This window comes from Streptomyces sp. NPDC021093, from assembly GCF_044333135.1.
GTDB lineage: Bacteria > Actinomycetota > Actinomycetes > Streptomycetales > Streptomycetaceae > Streptomyces.
This window is the reverse complement of record NZ_JBIRQJ010000017.1, coordinates 160,481-174,573: the sequence shown is the minus strand read 5'-3', so window position 1 is coordinate 174,573 and position 14,093 is coordinate 160,481. Positions and strand designations below refer to the sequence as shown.

The 14,093-nt window shown below is 69.3% G+C and carries 14 protein-coding genes; all 14 read left to right on the top strand.

What is annotated here, in order from left to right:
- The first annotated feature begins 58 nt into the window (after positions 1-58).
- The 14 genes from ACH4SP_RS39390 (at position 59) to ACH4SP_RS39325 (ending at position 14,002) form a co-directional block, all read left to right on the top strand.
- Entirely contained in the window at positions 59-988 is a 930-nt protein-coding gene (locus ACH4SP_RS39390; RefSeq protein WP_398422736.1) for an ABC transporter permease, read from the top strand.
- A complete protein-coding gene (locus ACH4SP_RS39385) occupies positions 981-1,934 on the top strand; it encodes an ABC transporter permease (protein WP_398422734.1) in 954 nt (317 codons plus the stop codon). The genes ACH4SP_RS39390 and ACH4SP_RS39385 overlap by 8 nt, the downstream gene beginning before the upstream one ends.
- Positions 1,935-1,954: 20 nt before the next feature.
- The gene (locus tag ACH4SP_RS39380; RefSeq protein ID WP_398422847.1) at positions 1,955-3,004 is read left to right on the top strand and encodes an ABC transporter ATP-binding protein; all 1,050 of its coding nucleotides are present in this window, start codon (positions 1,955-1,957) and stop codon (positions 3,002-3,004) included.
- Positions 2,997-4,145, top strand: coding sequence for an ABC transporter ATP-binding protein (locus tag ACH4SP_RS39375; RefSeq protein ID WP_398422732.1), 1,149 nt, complete (start codon positions 2,997-2,999; stop codon positions 4,143-4,145). The genes ACH4SP_RS39380 and ACH4SP_RS39375 overlap by 8 nt, the downstream gene beginning before the upstream one ends.
- Positions 4,146-4,275: 130 nt before the next feature.
- On the top strand, positions 4,276-4,842 hold the full coding sequence (locus tag ACH4SP_RS39370; protein ID WP_398422730.1) for a GNAT family N-acetyltransferase: 567 nt from the start codon (positions 4,276-4,278) through the stop codon (positions 4,840-4,842).
- A gap of 128 nt (positions 4,843-4,970) precedes the next feature.
- Positions 4,971-6,590 carry an ABC transporter substrate-binding protein gene (locus tag ACH4SP_RS39365; protein ID WP_398422728.1) on the top strand — a complete coding sequence of 540 codons (1,620 nt, stop codon included), beginning with the start codon at positions 4,971-4,973 and terminating at the stop codon, positions 6,588-6,590.
- Between the two features lie 49 nt (positions 6,591-6,639).
- Positions 6,640-7,563 carry an ABC transporter permease gene (locus ACH4SP_RS39360; protein ID WP_398422726.1) on the top strand — a complete coding sequence of 308 codons (924 nt, stop codon included), beginning with the start codon at positions 6,640-6,642 and terminating at the stop codon, positions 7,561-7,563.
- Positions 7,556-8,545 carry an ABC transporter permease gene (locus ACH4SP_RS39355; protein WP_398422724.1) on the top strand — a complete coding sequence of 330 codons (990 nt, stop codon included), beginning with the start codon at positions 7,556-7,558 and terminating at the stop codon, positions 8,543-8,545. Before ACH4SP_RS39360 ends, ACH4SP_RS39355 begins: the two co-directional genes overlap by 8 nt.
- Before the next feature lie 14 nt (positions 8,546-8,559).
- Positions 8,560-9,534: an ABC transporter ATP-binding protein gene (locus ACH4SP_RS39350; protein WP_398422722.1), complete on the top strand. Its 975-nt coding sequence runs from the start codon at positions 8,560-8,562 to the stop codon at positions 9,532-9,534.
- On the top strand, positions 9,527-10,633 hold the full coding sequence (locus ACH4SP_RS39345; protein WP_398422720.1) for an ABC transporter ATP-binding protein: 1,107 nt from the start codon (positions 9,527-9,529) through the stop codon (positions 10,631-10,633). The genes ACH4SP_RS39350 and ACH4SP_RS39345 overlap by 8 nt, the downstream gene beginning before the upstream one ends.
- 211 nt (positions 10,634-10,844) lie before the next feature.
- Positions 10,845-11,864: a hypothetical protein gene (locus ACH4SP_RS39340; protein WP_398422718.1), complete on the top strand. Its 1,020-nt coding sequence runs from the start codon at positions 10,845-10,847 to the stop codon at positions 11,862-11,864.
- Positions 11,865-12,342: 478 nt separating this feature from the next.
- A complete protein-coding gene (locus ACH4SP_RS39335; protein ID WP_398422716.1) occupies positions 12,343-12,537 on the top strand; it encodes a hypothetical protein in 195 nt (64 codons plus the stop codon).
- A 110-nt stretch (positions 12,538-12,647) separates the two neighbouring features.
- Entirely contained in the window at positions 12,648-13,550 is a 903-nt protein-coding gene (gene mshB / locus ACH4SP_RS39330) for an N-acetyl-1-D-myo-inositol-2-amino-2-deoxy-alpha-D-glucopyranoside deacetylase (protein ID WP_398422714.1), read from the top strand.
- Positions 13,547-14,002, top strand: a complete 456-nt coding sequence (locus ACH4SP_RS39325) for a DUF6113 family protein (RefSeq protein WP_398422713.1) — start codon at positions 13,547-13,549, stop codon at positions 14,000-14,002. Before mshB ends, ACH4SP_RS39325 begins: the two co-directional genes overlap by 4 nt.
- The last annotated feature ends 91 nt before the right edge of the window (positions 14,003-14,093 follow it).

Genomic DNA, 14,093 nt, shown 5'->3' with positions numbered 1-14,093 from the left:
CGACGCCCGGCGATCCCGGGCGTCGCTTCGGGCGGCTCCGCAATGGACGGAGGCACCAATGGGGCGCTACGTCGCTAGGCGACTGCTCCAGATGATCCCGGTCTTCATCGGGACAACCCTGCTTATTTTCCTCATGGTCAATGTGCTCCCCGGCGACCCGGTCGCGGCGCTGTGGGGGGACAAGCCGCCGGACCCGGCGCAGGTCGCGCAGATCCGGCACGAGCGAGGCCTGGACCTCCCGCTGTGGCAGCAGTACCTGCACTACATGGGCGGGCTGTTCCAGGGGGACTTCGGCAAGACCATCGCGGGTGGCAGGCCCGTGCTCGACGACATCACGCAGGCCTTCCCGGTCTCGATCCGCCTCGCCTCGATGGCGTGGGCCTTCGAGCTTGTCGTCGGCATCACCCTCGGCGTGCTTGCGGGCATCCGCCGCGGGAAGGTCATCGACACCGGCGTGACGCTGTTCACGCTGCTGGTGATCTCCGTTCCGATCTTCGTCGTGGGTCTCGGTTTCCAGCTGTACTTCGGCAATGAGCTCGGCTGGATCACCCCGACCGTGCAGGACTCCGAGAGCTTCAGCCAGCTGATGGTCCCGGCACTCGTGCTCGGGCTGGTCGGCCTGGCGTACGTGGCGCGGCTCACGCGCACCTCGATCGCCGAGAACAAGTCGGCGGACTACATGCGTACCGCCGTCGCCAAGGGCCTGCCCAAGCAGCGCATCGTCACCCGGCACCTGCTGCGCAACTCGCTGATTCCCGTGGTCACTTACCTGGGCACCGACATCGGAAGCCTGATGGGCGGCGCGGTCATCACCGAGGGCATCTTCAACGTCACGGGCATCGGCAACCTCCTCTTCGAGGCGATCGCCCGACGCGAGGGCACGATCATCGTCGGTGTCGTCACCGTCCTGGTGCTCGTGTACCTCCTCGCCAGCCTGCTCGTCGACCTGCTTTACGCGGTCCTGGACCCGAGGATCCGTTATGCCTGACCTCACCAAGACCGCTCACGAGGACGCCGCGAACGTGGTCGCGGGGGAGCCCGTCTCCACGGACGGCGGCGCTGCGGCGTCCAAGGCGCGCAGCCTCGGCGCCGACGCCTGGCGCGACCTGCGGCGCAACCCGCTGTTCGTCATCTCGTCGGCACTGATCCTGCTGATGCTCGTAGTGGCGGCCGCCCCCGGTCTGTTCACCAACGCCAGCCCCACCATCGGCGACCAGGCCAACCACTTCCTGGGCAAGCCGGAGCTCACGCACTTCTTCCAGGCGGACTGGTTCGGCTACGACCGCACGGGACGCAGCATCTACTCCCGTACGCTCTACGGCGCCCGGAACTCCATCCTGGTCGGCCTCGGCGTCACGATCCTGGTCACCCTCTTCGGCGGCCTGTTCGGCATGCTGGCCGGCTACTTCGGCGGCTTCTGGGACAGCCTGATCTCGCGTCTCACCGACGTCTTCTTCGGCATCCCGTTCCTGCTCGGCGCGATGGTCGTCCTGAACGCCTTCACCAACCGCACGGTCTGGGTCGTCATGGGCGCCCTGGCCTTCCTCGGCTGGACGCAGATCGCCCGCGTGATGCGCGGTGCGGTCATCACGACCAAGCACGCGGACTACGTGATGGCGGCCAAGGCGCTCGGCGCGGGCACCAAGCGGATCCTGTTCCGGCACATCCTGCCGAACGCGATCGCGCCGGTGATCGTCGTCGCGACCATCGCCCTGGGCACGTACATCGTCGCCGAGTCGACGCTGTCGTTCCTGGGCCTCGGCCTGGGCGGCGGCTCCATCTCGTGGGGCGGCGACATCTCCGACGCCACGCAGGACATCCGCAACAACCCCCACACCCTGATCTTCCCGGCCGGTCTGCTGAGCCTGACCGTCCTGGCGTTCATCATGATGGGTGACGCCGTGCGCGAAGCCCTCGACCCGAAGCTGCGCTGAGGGAGGCGTACGTGACCATCATGGACAAACCAGCGAACGTGCCCGTCCTCTCGGGCGACGGTGACCACAACGGCCCCCTGCTCGACGTGCGCGACCTGCACGTGGAGTTCCACACCCGCGAGGGCGTGGCCAAGGCCGTCAACGGCGTCAACTACTCGGTCGACGCGGGCGAGACCCTCGCCGTGCTCGGCGAGTCGGGCTCCGGCAAGTCGGTGACCGCCCAGGCGATCATGGGCATCCTCGACATGCCGCCCGGCAGGATCCCGCAGGGCGAGATCCTCTTCCGCGGCCAGGACATGCTGAAGATGTCCAACGAGGAGCGGCGGAAGATCCGTGGCCGGAAGATCGCGATGATCTTCCAGGACGCGCTGTCCTCCCTCAACCCCGTGCTCTCGGTGGGCTACCAGCTCGGCGAGATGTACCGGGTGCACGAGGGCCTCAGCCGCAAGGACGCCAAGGCCAAGGCCGTCGAGCTGATGGACAAGGTCAAGATCCCGGCGGCCAGGGAGCGGGTCAACGACTACCCGCACCAGTTCTCCGGCGGCATGCGCCAGCGCATCATGATCGCGATGGCGCTCGCCCTGGAGCCGGACCTGATCATCGCGGACGAGCCGACCACGGCCCTCGACGTGACCGTGCAGGCCCAGGTCATGGACCTGCTCGCGGAGCTGCAGCGCGAGTACAACATGGGTCTGATCCTGATCACCCACGACCTCGGCGTCGTCGCCGACGTCGCGGACAAGATCGCGGTGATGTACGCGGGCCGGATCGTCGAGACCGCTCCGGTCCACGAGATCTACAAGCGCCCGGCGCACCCGTACACCAAGGGTCTCCTCGAATCGATCCCGCGCCTGGACCAGAAGGGCCAGGAGCTGTACGCGATCAAGGGCCTGCCGCCCAACCTGCTGAAGATCCCGAGCGGTTGCGCGTTCAACCCGCGCTGCCCCAAGGCGCAGGACATCTGCCGCACCGACGTGCCGCCGCTGGTCCAGGTGACCGAGCGGGACGGCGGCGACCTGACCGGTCGCGGCAGCGCGTGCCACTTCTGGAAGGAGACGATCCATGGCTGAGCCCACCAAGAACGACAAGCCGGTGGACACCACCCCGAACGTCTCCGAGGTCGAGGTCGTCGACGCGGCGTCCGAGACCCAGGCCGTCGCGGCCCTGGAGAAGCCCGTCGAGCGCGGCGAGCCGATCCTCCAGGTCCGCAACCTGGTGAAGCACTTCCCGCTCACCCAGGGCATCCTGATCAAGAAGCAGGTCGGCGCGGTCAAGGCCGTCGACGGCATCTCCTTCGACCTGTACCAGGGCGAGACCCTGGGCATCGTGGGCGAGTCCGGCTGTGGCAAGTCCACGGTCGCCAAGCTCCTGATGACGCTGGAGAAGGCGACCGCGGGCGAGGTCTTCTACAAGGGCCAGGACATCACCAAGCTGTCCGGCAGGGCCCTGAAGGCGGTCCGCCGCAACATCCAGATGGTCTTCCAGGACCCGTACACGTCGCTGAACCCGCGCATGACGGTCGGCGACATCATCGGGGAGCCCTTCGAGATCCACCCCGAGGTGGCCCCGAAGGGCGACCGGCGGCGCAAGGTCCAGGACCTGCTGGACGTCGTCGGCCTCAACCCGGAGTACATCAACCGCTATCCGCACCAGTTCTCCGGCGGTCAGCGCCAGCGCATCGGCATCGCCCGCGGCCTCGCGCTCAACCCGGAGATCATCATCTGCGACGAGCCCGTCTCGGCCCTGGACGTCTCCGTCCAGGCGCAGGTCATCAACCTGATGGAGAAGCTCCAGGACGAGTTCAACCTGTCCTACCTCTTCATCGCGCACGACCTCTCCATCGTCCGGCACATCTCCGACCGGGTCGGCGTGATGTACCTGGGCAAGATGGCCGAGATCGGCAGTGACGCGGCGATCTACGAGCACCCGACGCACCCTTACACCCAGGCGCTGCTCTCCGCCGTCCCCGTCCCGGACCCGACCGCCCGCGAGCACCGCGAGCGGATCATCCTCACCGGTGACGTGCCCTCGCCGGCCAACCCGCCGTCGGGCTGCCGCTTCCGCACCCGCTGCTGGAAGGCAGAGGACAAGTGCGCAAAGGAGGAGCCGCTGCTGGCGATCCCGACCCGGTTCACGGGTCAGGACACTCCGGCGGCCCACGAATCGGCGTGCCACTTCGCCGAGGAGAAGGACGTGGTGGGCGCGGCCTGACCCTCCGCACCCGTAGCCCGTCCTTTTCGGCCCCGCCCCCGTCCCGAGCTCCTCGGGCCGGGGGCGGGGTCGTTTCCCCGTACGTACGTACGCGGCCGTACGCACGCACACACCACAGAGGAGACCCCGCATGGCCCTTGCCTTCATCGAGCTGACCGGATTCGGACTGCGGCTGCGGGAGTGGGCCGAGGACGACGTGGCGGCGATGCTGGACGGGATCAACGACCCCGAGGCCCGCCGCTGGGACGGCATGCAGGTGGGCCCCTTCGACCGGGAGGCGGCGCTGCGGCACATCCGTACCCGGGCGGACGGCTGGGCGCGCGGTGACAACGCCCAGTACTGCATCACCGACGAGCACACCGGCGAGGTGTACGGGTCGGTGGGCCTGCACAAGATCGAACCGCGCCGGGGCTGCGCGGGGATCGGCTACTGGCTGCGTCCCGGCGCCCGGGGCAGGGGAGTGGTCACCCGGGCGGTCGAGCTGTGCACCCGCTGGGGTTTCACGGAGCTCGGCCTGCACCGGATCGAGCTGGGGCACGCGACGGCGAACGACGCGTCCTGCCGGGTCGCGGAGCGGGCGGGGTACGTCGCGGAGGGCGTGGCCAGGGAGGCGCTGCCCGCACCCGGCCCGGCCAGGCCCTTCGACATGCACGTGCACGCCCGGCTCGCGACCGATCCGGCGCCGCCGATCGGCTGACCGGCGGGGACCGGCCGGACACGGCGTACATGACACGGCGTACATATGGGCGCGGTGAAGATGCAGCATCGTCCTGTATGGGGTGATATGAGTCCCTAAGTCGTCATTGGGACTCTAGGAGGCACTCCATGCGCGGAGCCAGGCACGCCAAGTGGGCCGCATGCGCGGCAGCGGTCGCACTCGCAGCGACCGCCTGCGGCGGCGGGGGAGGCGGCGGCGAGGCGGGCGTGGTCAGTGCGTCGTGGGGCGACCCGCAGAACCCCCTGGAGCCCGCCAACACCAACGAGGTGCAGGGCGGCAAGGTCCTGGAGATGCTCTTCCGGGGCCTCAAGCGGTACAACCCGAAGACCGGTGCGGCCGAGAACATGCTCGCCGAGAAGTTCGAGACCACCGACTCGCAGAACTTCACCGTCACGGTCAAGAACGGCTGGAAGTTCAGCAATGGCGAGAAAGTGACCGCCAAGTCCTTTGTGGACGCCTGGAACTACGCCGCGCACCTCAAGAACAAGCAGAAGAACGCCCCCTTCTTCGGCTACATCGAGGGGTACGACAAGGTCCACCCCGAGCAGGGCGCGGCCACCGCCGAGACCCTGTCGGGCCTCAAGGTCACGGGCGAGAACACCTTCACGGTCAAGCTCACCCAGAAGTTCTCCACCTGGCCCGAGACGCTCGGCTACGCCGCGTTCGCCCCGCTCCCCCAGGCCTTCTTCGACGACCACGACGGCTTCCTCAAGACGCCGGTCGGCAACGGCCCGTACACCGTCAAGAGTTACGACAAGGGCTCGGTGATGAGCCTGCGCAAGTGGGCCGACTACCCGGGCACCGACAAGGCCCAGAACGAGGGCGTGGACCTCAAGGTCTACAGCGACTACGGCACCGCCTACACCGACCTGACGGCCGGCAACCTCGACCTGCTCGACGACGTGCCCGCCGCCCAGCTGAAGAACGTCAAGAACGACCTCGCCGGCCGGTACCTCAACACCCCGGCCGGCATCATCCAGACGCTCTCTTTCCCGTTCTACGACGAGAAGTGGAACAAGCCCGGCTCGGAGAAGCTCCGCAAGGGCCTGTCCATGGCCATCAACCGGGCGCAGATCACCGACACGATCTTCCAGAAGACCCGCACCCCCGCCACCGACTGGACCTCCCCGGTGCTCGGCGTGGCCGGCGGCTACAAGGCCGGGCTGTGCGGCGCCTCCTGCGAGTACAACGCGGCCGAGGCCAAGAAGCTGGTCGCCGAGGGCGGCGGCATCCCCGGCGGCCAGATGTCCATCTCGTACAACGCGGACACCGGCTCCCACAAGGAGTGGGTGGACGCCGTCTGCAACAGCATCAACAACGCGCTGGGCAACAACAAGGCCTGCGTCGGCAACCCCATCGGCACCTTCGCCGACTTCCGCGCCCAGGCCAGCACACAGAAGCTCCCCGGCCCCTTCCGGGCCGGCTGGCAGATGGACTACCCGCTGATCCAGAACTTCCTGGAGCCGCTGTACGCGACGGACGCCTCGTCCAACGACGGCAAGTGGTCCAACAAGGACTTCGACCGCCTCCTGAAGGAGGCCAACGCGGAGACCGAGACCCCCAAGGCCGTCGAGAAGTTCCAGGAGGCCGAGAAGGTCGTCTCCGACCAGATGGCCGCCATCCCGCTCTGGTACCAGAACGGCTCCGCCGCGTACTCCGAGCGCACCTCGGGCGTCGCGCTGAACCCGTTCAGCATCCCGGTCTACAACGAGCTGAAGGTCAACTGACGCCAGTAGCAGGCGAGTTGTTCTGTTACGACGACCACGGGAGCCCTTCATGGGACGTTATGTGATCCGGCGTCTGCTCCAGATGATCCCGGTCTTCTTCGGTGCCACGCTGCTGATCTTCCTGATGGTCAACGTGATGGGCGACCCCGTCGCGGGGCTGTGCGGCGACCGCAAGTGCGATCCGGCGACCGCCGCACAGCTCAAGGCCGACTTCGGCCTCGACAAGCCGGTCTGGCAGCAATACCTGACCTACATGGGGAACCTGTTCACCGGTGACTTCGGCAAGGCCTTCAACGGCCAGAAGGTCACCGAGCTGATGGGGACCGCCTTCCCGGTCACCGCCCGCCTCACCCTGGTGGCGATCGTCTTCGAGATCGTCATCGGCATCAGCCTCGGCGTCCTCACCGGGCTCCGCCGGGGCCGGCCGATCGACACCGGGGTGCTGCTGCTCACCCTCATCGTCATCTCCATCCCCACCTTCGTCACAGGACTGCTGCTCCAGCTGCTGCTCGGAGTGAAGTGGGGACTGATCAAACCGGCCGTCTCGCCGGCCGCCACGATCGACGAACTCCTCATCCCAGGACTGGTGCTGGCGTCCGTCTCTCTCGCGTACGTCACCCGCCTCACCCGTACCTCGGTCGCCGAGAACGCCCGCGCCGACTACGTGCGCACCGCCGTCGCCAAGGGGCTGCCGCGCCGCCGGATCATCGGCCGGCACCTGCTGCGCAACTCCCTGATCCCGGTGGTCACCTTCATCGGCACCGACATCGGCGCCCTGATGGGCGGTGCGATCGTCACCGAGCGCATCTTCAACATCCACGGCGTCGGCTACCAGCTCTACCAGGGCATCGTCCGGCAGAGCTCGCAGACCGTCGTCGGCTTCGTGACCGTCCTGGTGCTGGTCTTCCTGGTGGCGAACCTGATCGTCGACCTCTTGTACGCCGTTCTCGACCCGAGGATCCGGTATGCCTGAGCCCCGAAACCCCCAGAACCCGCACGACGAGGGCGCCATCTCCGCGCTCGGTGGCTCCGGCGGTGCGATGGACCTCGCGGTCGCCGAGGGCGCCAGCCTGGAGAAGCCCCCGAAACCGGGGCAGAGCGGCGGCGACAAGGCCCGCAGCCTGTGGTCCGACGCCTGGCACGACCTGCGCCGCAACCCCGTCTTCATCGTCTCCGGGCTGATCATCGCGTTCCTGGTGTTCATCTCGCTGTGGCCCTCGGCCATCGCCTCGGGGGACCCCCTCGCCTGCGACCTCGGCAAGGCCCAGCAGGGCTCCCAGCCGGGCCACCCCTTCGGCTTCAACGGCCAGGGCTGCGACGTCTACACACGCACGGTGTACGGGGCCAGGGCCTCGGTCACCGTCGGCGTCTGCGCCACCATCGGCGTCGCCCTGCTCGGCAGCGTCCTCGGCGGGCTCGCGGGCTTCTTCGGCGGCTGGTTCGACTCGCTGCTCTCCCGCATCACGGACGTCTTCTTCGCGATCCCCGTCGTCCTCGGCGGCCTGGTCTTCCTGTCCGTCGTCCCCGGCACCACCGTCTGGCCGGTGATCACCTTCATCGTGCTGCTCGGCTGGCCGCAGATCGCCCGCATCGCGCGCGGCTCGGTCATCACCGCCAAGCAGAACGACTACGTACAGGCCGCCCGCGCACTGGGCGCGGGCAACTCCCGGATGCTGCTGCGGCACATCACCCCGAACGCGATCGCGCCGGTCATCGTCGTCGCGACCATCGCGCTGGGCACGTACATCGCCCTCGAAGCCACGCTCTCCTACCTCGGCGTCGGCCTGAAGGCGCCGACCGTCTCGTGGGGCATCGACATCTCGTCCGCCTCGGGGTACGTCCGCAACGCGCCCCACATGCTGCTCTGGCCGGCCGGAGCGCTCGCCGTCACGGTCCTCGCGTTCATCATGCTCGGCGACGCGGTGCGCGACGCCCTCGACCCCAAGCTGCGATAGAGGGTGCTGCTGACATGCTGCTCGAAGTACGTGACCTGCACGTGGAGTTCAAGACCCGCGACGGCGTGGTCAAGGCCGTCAACGGGGTCAACTACAGCGTCGACGAGGGCGAGACCCTCGCCGTGCTCGGCGAGTCGGGATCCGGCAAGTCGGTGACCGCACAGGCCGTCATGGGCATCCTCGACATGCCGCCGGGGCGCATCCCCAAGGGCGAGATCCTCTTCGAGGGCCAGGACGTCCTGAAGCTCAAGGAGGACCAGCGGCGCAAGATCCGCGGCGCCGGAATGGCCATGATCTTCCAGGACGCGCTGTCCTCCCTGAACCCGGTGCTCTCCGTCGGCGACCAGCTCGGCGAGATGTTCGTCGTGCACCGCGGGATGTCGAAGAAGGACTCCCGGGCGAAGGCCGTCGAGCTGATGGACCGGGTGCGCATCCCGGCCGCGAAGGAACGGGTCGGGCAGTACCCGCACCAGTTCTCCGGCGGCATGCGCCAGCGCATCATGATCGCGATGGCGCTCGCCCTGGAGCCGAAGCTGATCATCGCGGACGAGCCGACGACCGCGCTGGACGTGACCGTCCAGGCCCAGGTGATGGACCTCCTCGCCGAACTGCAGCGCGAGCTCAACATGGGTCTGATCCTGATCACCCACGACCTCGGCGTCGTCGCGGACGTCGCCGACAAGATCGCCGTCATGTACGCGGGCCGGATCGTCGAGAACGCCCCCGTCCACGAGATCTACAAGAACCCCGCCCACCCCTACACCAAGGGCCTCCTCGAATCGATCCCGCGCCTGGACCAGAAGGGCCAGGAGCTGTACGCGATCAAGGGCCTGCCGCCCAACCTGCTGCACATCCCGCCGGGCTGCGCCTTCAACCCGCGCTGCCCGCAGGCCAGGGACGTCTGCCGCACCGACGTGCCGCCGCTGTTCGACGTGGCCGAAGGCCGCCAGAGCGCCTGCCACTTCTGGAAGGAGACGCTCGATGGCTGACCCCGTGACGTTCACCACCGGGCCGGACGGGGCCGACGAGCCCGCCGAAGGGCCGGTCGACAGGCCCGCCGGCGGGGCTGAACCCATCCTGGAAGTGCGCGACCTGGTCAAGCACTACCCCCTCACCCAGGGCATCGTCCGCAAGAAGGTGGTCGGCGCGGTCAAGGCCGTCGACGGCGTCTCCTTCGACCTCGGCGCGGGTGAGACCCTCGGCATCGTCGGCGAGTCGGGCTGCGGCAAGTCGACCGTCGCCAAGATGCTCGTCCAGCTGGAACAGCCCACGTCCGGGGCCATCCGCTACAAGGGCGAGGACATCACCAAGCTGTCCGGCAGGGCCCTGAAGGCGGTCCGCCGCAACATCCAGATGGTCTTCCAGGACCCGTACACGTCGCTGAACCCGCGCATGACGGTCGGCGACATCATCGGCGAACCGTACGAGATCCACCCCGAGGTGGCCCCGAAGGGCGACCGGCGGCGCAAGGTCCAGGACCTGCTGGACGTCGTCGGCCTCAACCCGGAGTACATCAACCGCTATCCGCACCAGTTCTCCGGCGGTCAGCGCCAGCGCATCGGCATCGCCCGCGGCCTCGCCCTCAACCCGGAGATCATCGTCGCCGACGAACCGGTCTCGGCCCTCGACGTGTCCGTCCAGGCCCAGGTCATCAATCTCCTTGAACGGCTCCAGCAGGAGTTCAACCTCTCCTACCTCTTCATCGCGCACGACCTCTCCATCGTCCGGCACATCTCCGACCGGGTCGGCGTCATGTACCTGGGCCGGGTCGTCGAGATCGGCAGCGACGCCGAGATCTACGAGCACCCCACCCACCCCTACACCCAGGCGCTGCTCTCCGCCGTCCCCGTCCCCGACCCGACCGCCCGCGACCACCGCGAGCGGATCATCCTCAGCGGCGACGTGCCCTCGCCCGCCAACCCGCCCTCCGGCTGCCGCTTCCGCACCCGCTGCTGGAAGGCGCAGGAGCGGTGCGCACAGGAGGTCCCGGCGCTGGCGGTGCCGGCGGTCTTCCGGGACGCGGACAGTCCGGCGGTCCACGACTCGGCGTGCCACTTCGCGGAGGAGCGGGTGGTGGTGCCGCGCTGACGCGTGGGAACGGCGTTAACACGAGGGCAATGCCCGCGACCCGGCCGCGATACGCACAGCCGTCAGGCTGAGGAACGTACGGCCGTGCGGGTGCCGTGGACCGGCCGGGGTGCGCCATGTCGCCCCGGCCGGTCGCCGTTTGCTCTCGTGCGTTACGAAAGCGAATGTCGGCCTCTTGTTCAACTCCCGTACCAGGGGGGACCATTCACCCATGGGACCGACGGGGGAACCTCAGTCACTTGTACGCGGCGCACGGTTCACGGGCAGCGGAGTGTGCCTGCTGCTCGCCGTCCTGACCGCGCTCTGGATCGGCCGCGATCTGCGCCTCGTCGAGGATCCGGCCAGGCTGTGGTGGGCCTGGGCGGGCAGCGGCCCCGACCGCTTCCTCACCGCGACCACGCTCTACGACTTCGTACTGCTGTGTGTGTACGTCGTCGTGGCGATCGGCGCGTTCCGGTCGCCGGTCGCCGCCTCCGCCCTCGCCGTGACCGGCCTCGTCACCCTCGCCGTGCGCGCCCCCGCGCTGTGGGCCGACGGATTCGCGGAGGTGTATCCGAACGGGCTCAGGATGCGGGCCATGCTCAGCACCTTCGTGGCGCTCGGACTGGCGGCGGCGCTGCTGATCGTGGTCGTGGCGGGGCGTCGGCCGCTGCGCCTCTACGGTCGCGGCATCGCGCCGACGATGCCGGGCCGGGGGGCGGGCATCGTGGCGTTCCTGCTCCTCGGGGCGGCCGGGGCGTGCGCGGCGGCCTGGGAGGTGTACTGGTACGTCCAGAACCCCGGCCCGCTGTCGCTGTACGCGGAACGCTTCACCGGCGGCGGCGAGGCGCTGCAGCTCCTCGGCGTGCCGGTGGGCTGGGCCTCCGTGGTCGTGGTGGCCGTAACCCTCACCGGCGCGTGCGGGGCGCTCGCGGGCGCGGTGCACTCCCGGCCGCTGGGGCTGGTGGGGGCGGGCCTGGTGGGGGTGAGCGGGGCGGCGGGAGTGTCGGTGGCGGTCCGCGCGAATCTGTTCGCGGGGCTCGGGAGGCTCGACCTGGTCGAGCAGCTCATCGTGGCGTGGTGGGTGTTCGGGCTGGTGGCGGGTGGACTGGTGGTGCTTGTGCTGGGGCGTGGGGGAGTGGGGGCGAGAGGCGGCCGACGGCTCGCACCGAACGTCTACGACGGGTACGGGGGTGTGTCCGGGGTCCCCGGTGGCCCGCCACCGCCTTCGTCGCGCCCGCCGGGGTGGTAGGGGTGCGGGTCGCTCGGCGCGGGCGGTGGGTGGTCTTCGTGCGGGTGCGTCGTGGCTGGTCGCGCCCACGCGGCGGAGCCGCATATCCAGTACAGCCCCGCGCCCCTAAATGCCTGCCCCTCACCCCCTAGCCTCCTTGGGCAGCGGGGCCGCCCCCCGGGGGGGGCAGTGGGGTCTCCCCTGCTCCTTAAGAGCTTGGGGAAGGGTGGGCAAGGGGGCGGCCCCCCACTGCGGCACGCCCTGTCCCGACCGCATGCCCTCGCCACCGCTCCAACTCCCGCCCGCAGAACGGCGGTTTTCGGCCACGCTCCCCAACTGCCCGCCCCCCGTGCGCCCCTCGTGCTGCCGTGCACCGATCAATGCGTAGATGCGGATAGTTATGATCCGTAGCGCTAGGTGGGTATAGACCTGCTGGCACCTGTCGTGCTGCCCGTCCCGTCCCGTTGTCCCGACCGTAGTTAAGTGGAGGTGAACCGCCGTGGCACTCTCGATTTCGGCGGTGGTGCTGCTGGCGATCGTCGTCTTCCTGCTGGTCCGGAAATCCGGACTGAAGGCCGGACACGCGGTGGTCTGCATGCTGCTGGGGTTCTATCTGGCCAGCTCGTCCATCGCGCCCACGATCAAGGACGTCACCACGAACGTGGCCGGGGTGCTGGGAGGCTTCCACTTCTGAGCAGCGGGGGCCGAGGAGCGGGGCCGAGGAGTGAGGACCGAGGAGCGGGGGCCTCGGAGCGAGCGGGTGCGAGGAAGGGCGGCACCGCCCTCACCTCGTAGGCTGTCCCCATGACCGAGCTCCCCTCCCGTCGCCTGCTCCTGGTGCACGCACACCCCGACGACGAGTCGATCAACAACGGCGCCACCATGGCCAAGTACGCCGCCGAGGGCGCCCGGGTCACCCTGGTGACCTGCACCCAGGGCGAGGAGGGCGAGATCATTCCGCCCTCCCTCGCCCACCTCGCCGCGGACCGGGACGACTCCCTCGGTCCCTACCGGGCCGTCGAGCTGGCCGCCGCCATGAAGGAGCTGGGCGTCGTCGACCACCGCTTCCTCGGCGGCGCCGGCCGGTTCCGTGACTCCGGGATGATGGGCGCCCCGCAGAACCACGCGGAGAGGGCCTTCTGGCACGCGGAGGTCGACGCCGCTGCCTCGTACCTCGTCGCGGTGATCCGCGAAGTGCGCCCCCAGGTACTGGTGACCTACGACCCGGACGGCGGATACGGGCACCCGGACCACATCCAGGCGCACCGCGTCGCCATGCGCGCCGCCGAGCTCGCGGCCGAACCCACCTACCGTCCGGATTTCGGCGTTCCGTACTCCGTCGAGAAGGTGTACTGGAACCGCGTGCCGCGCCCCGTCGCCGAGGCGGCCTTCGCCCGGCTCCGCGAGGAGGACCCGGGCTTCCCCGGCATCGCACCGGTCGACGACGTCCCCGGTGTGGTGGGCGAGGAGCACATCACCACCGTGATCGACGGGTCCGCCCACAGCTCCGCGAAGTCGGCCGCGATGCGCGCGCACGCCACCCAGATCACCGTCCACGAACCGTGGTTCCTGCTCTCCAACGAGCTCGCCCAGCCGGTCTTCACCACCGAGTACTACGAGCGGGTGCTCCCGCCGCGCAGTGCCGAGGACGGGGACGGGAACGCTGACGAGGTCGAGACCGACCTCTTCGCCGGGGTCGGCGCATGACCGCCCCGAGGGCCAAGGCCGTGACCCAGCAGGCGAAGAAGGGGGCGGGCGCGGGCGAGGGTGCGACCGCACCCCGTGCGGGGCGCAACTGGGCGCGGGCCCCCCTCTACATGCTCCTCTTCCTCGTCGGTGTCGCCACCGGCCTCGCGGGCGCCCTCGTCTCCGGCGTCCTCCTCCCCCTCGGCCTGCTGCTCGCACTGCTCGCCGCCGGCGGACTCTTCTACGGCGGTACGTACGCACTGGGCACCCGCAGCGGCGCCCTCGCCCCCGGCATCGGCTGGGCCGTCGCCGTGCTCCTCGGCGCCGTGGGCCGCACGAAGGGGGACAGCCTCCTCGGCGGCGGAACGGGCGCCAGCGTCTTCCTGCTGGGCGGCATCGCACTGGCTGTGATCTGCGCCACCATGCCGCAATTGCCGCAACCGGGCTCTTCCTCCGCCCGACTTGGGAAGTGACGTACCACTTCCTGCCGGAATTCGGCCAGTGCCCTTCCCACGGCCGCGGGGCGGGTGCCTGCGGCGGACAGTATGGTGGTGCGCGCCGCCG

Bases quoted from the DNA above. Each gene is read 5' to 3' on its own strand.
- ACH4SP_RS39390 (WP_398422736.1), top strand. From the start codon at position 59: ATGGGGCGCTACGTCGCTAGGCGACTGCTCCAGATGATCCCGGTCTTC.
- ACH4SP_RS39385 (WP_398422734.1), top strand. From the start codon at position 981: ATGCCTGACCTCACCAAGACCGCTCACGAGGACGCCGCGAACGTGGTC.
- ACH4SP_RS39380 (WP_398422847.1), top strand. From the start codon at position 1,955: ATGGACAAACCAGCGAACGTGCCCGTCCTCTCGGGCGACGGTGACCAC.
- ACH4SP_RS39375 (WP_398422732.1), top strand. From the start codon at position 2,997: ATGGCTGAGCCCACCAAGAACGACAAGCCGGTGGACACCACCCCGAAC.
- ACH4SP_RS39370 (WP_398422730.1), top strand. From the start codon at position 4,276: ATGGCCCTTGCCTTCATCGAGCTGACCGGATTCGGACTGCGGCTGCGG.
- ACH4SP_RS39365 (WP_398422728.1), top strand. From the start codon at position 4,971: ATGCGCGGAGCCAGGCACGCCAAGTGGGCCGCATGCGCGGCAGCGGTC.
- ACH4SP_RS39360 (WP_398422726.1), top strand. From the start codon at position 6,640: ATGGGACGTTATGTGATCCGGCGTCTGCTCCAGATGATCCCGGTCTTC.
- ACH4SP_RS39355 (WP_398422724.1), top strand. From the start codon at position 7,556: ATGCCTGAGCCCCGAAACCCCCAGAACCCGCACGACGAGGGCGCCATC.
- ACH4SP_RS39350 (WP_398422722.1), top strand. From the start codon at position 8,560: ATGCTGCTCGAAGTACGTGACCTGCACGTGGAGTTCAAGACCCGCGAC.
- ACH4SP_RS39345 (WP_398422720.1), top strand. From the start codon at position 9,527: ATGGCTGACCCCGTGACGTTCACCACCGGGCCGGACGGGGCCGACGAG.
- ACH4SP_RS39340 (WP_398422718.1), top strand. From the start codon at position 10,845: ATGGGACCGACGGGGGAACCTCAGTCACTTGTACGCGGCGCACGGTTC.
- mshB (WP_398422714.1), top strand. From the start codon at position 12,648: ATGACCGAGCTCCCCTCCCGTCGCCTGCTCCTGGTGCACGCACACCCC.
- ACH4SP_RS39325 (WP_398422713.1), top strand. From the start codon at position 13,547: ATGACCGCCCCGAGGGCCAAGGCCGTGACCCAGCAGGCGAAGAAGGGG.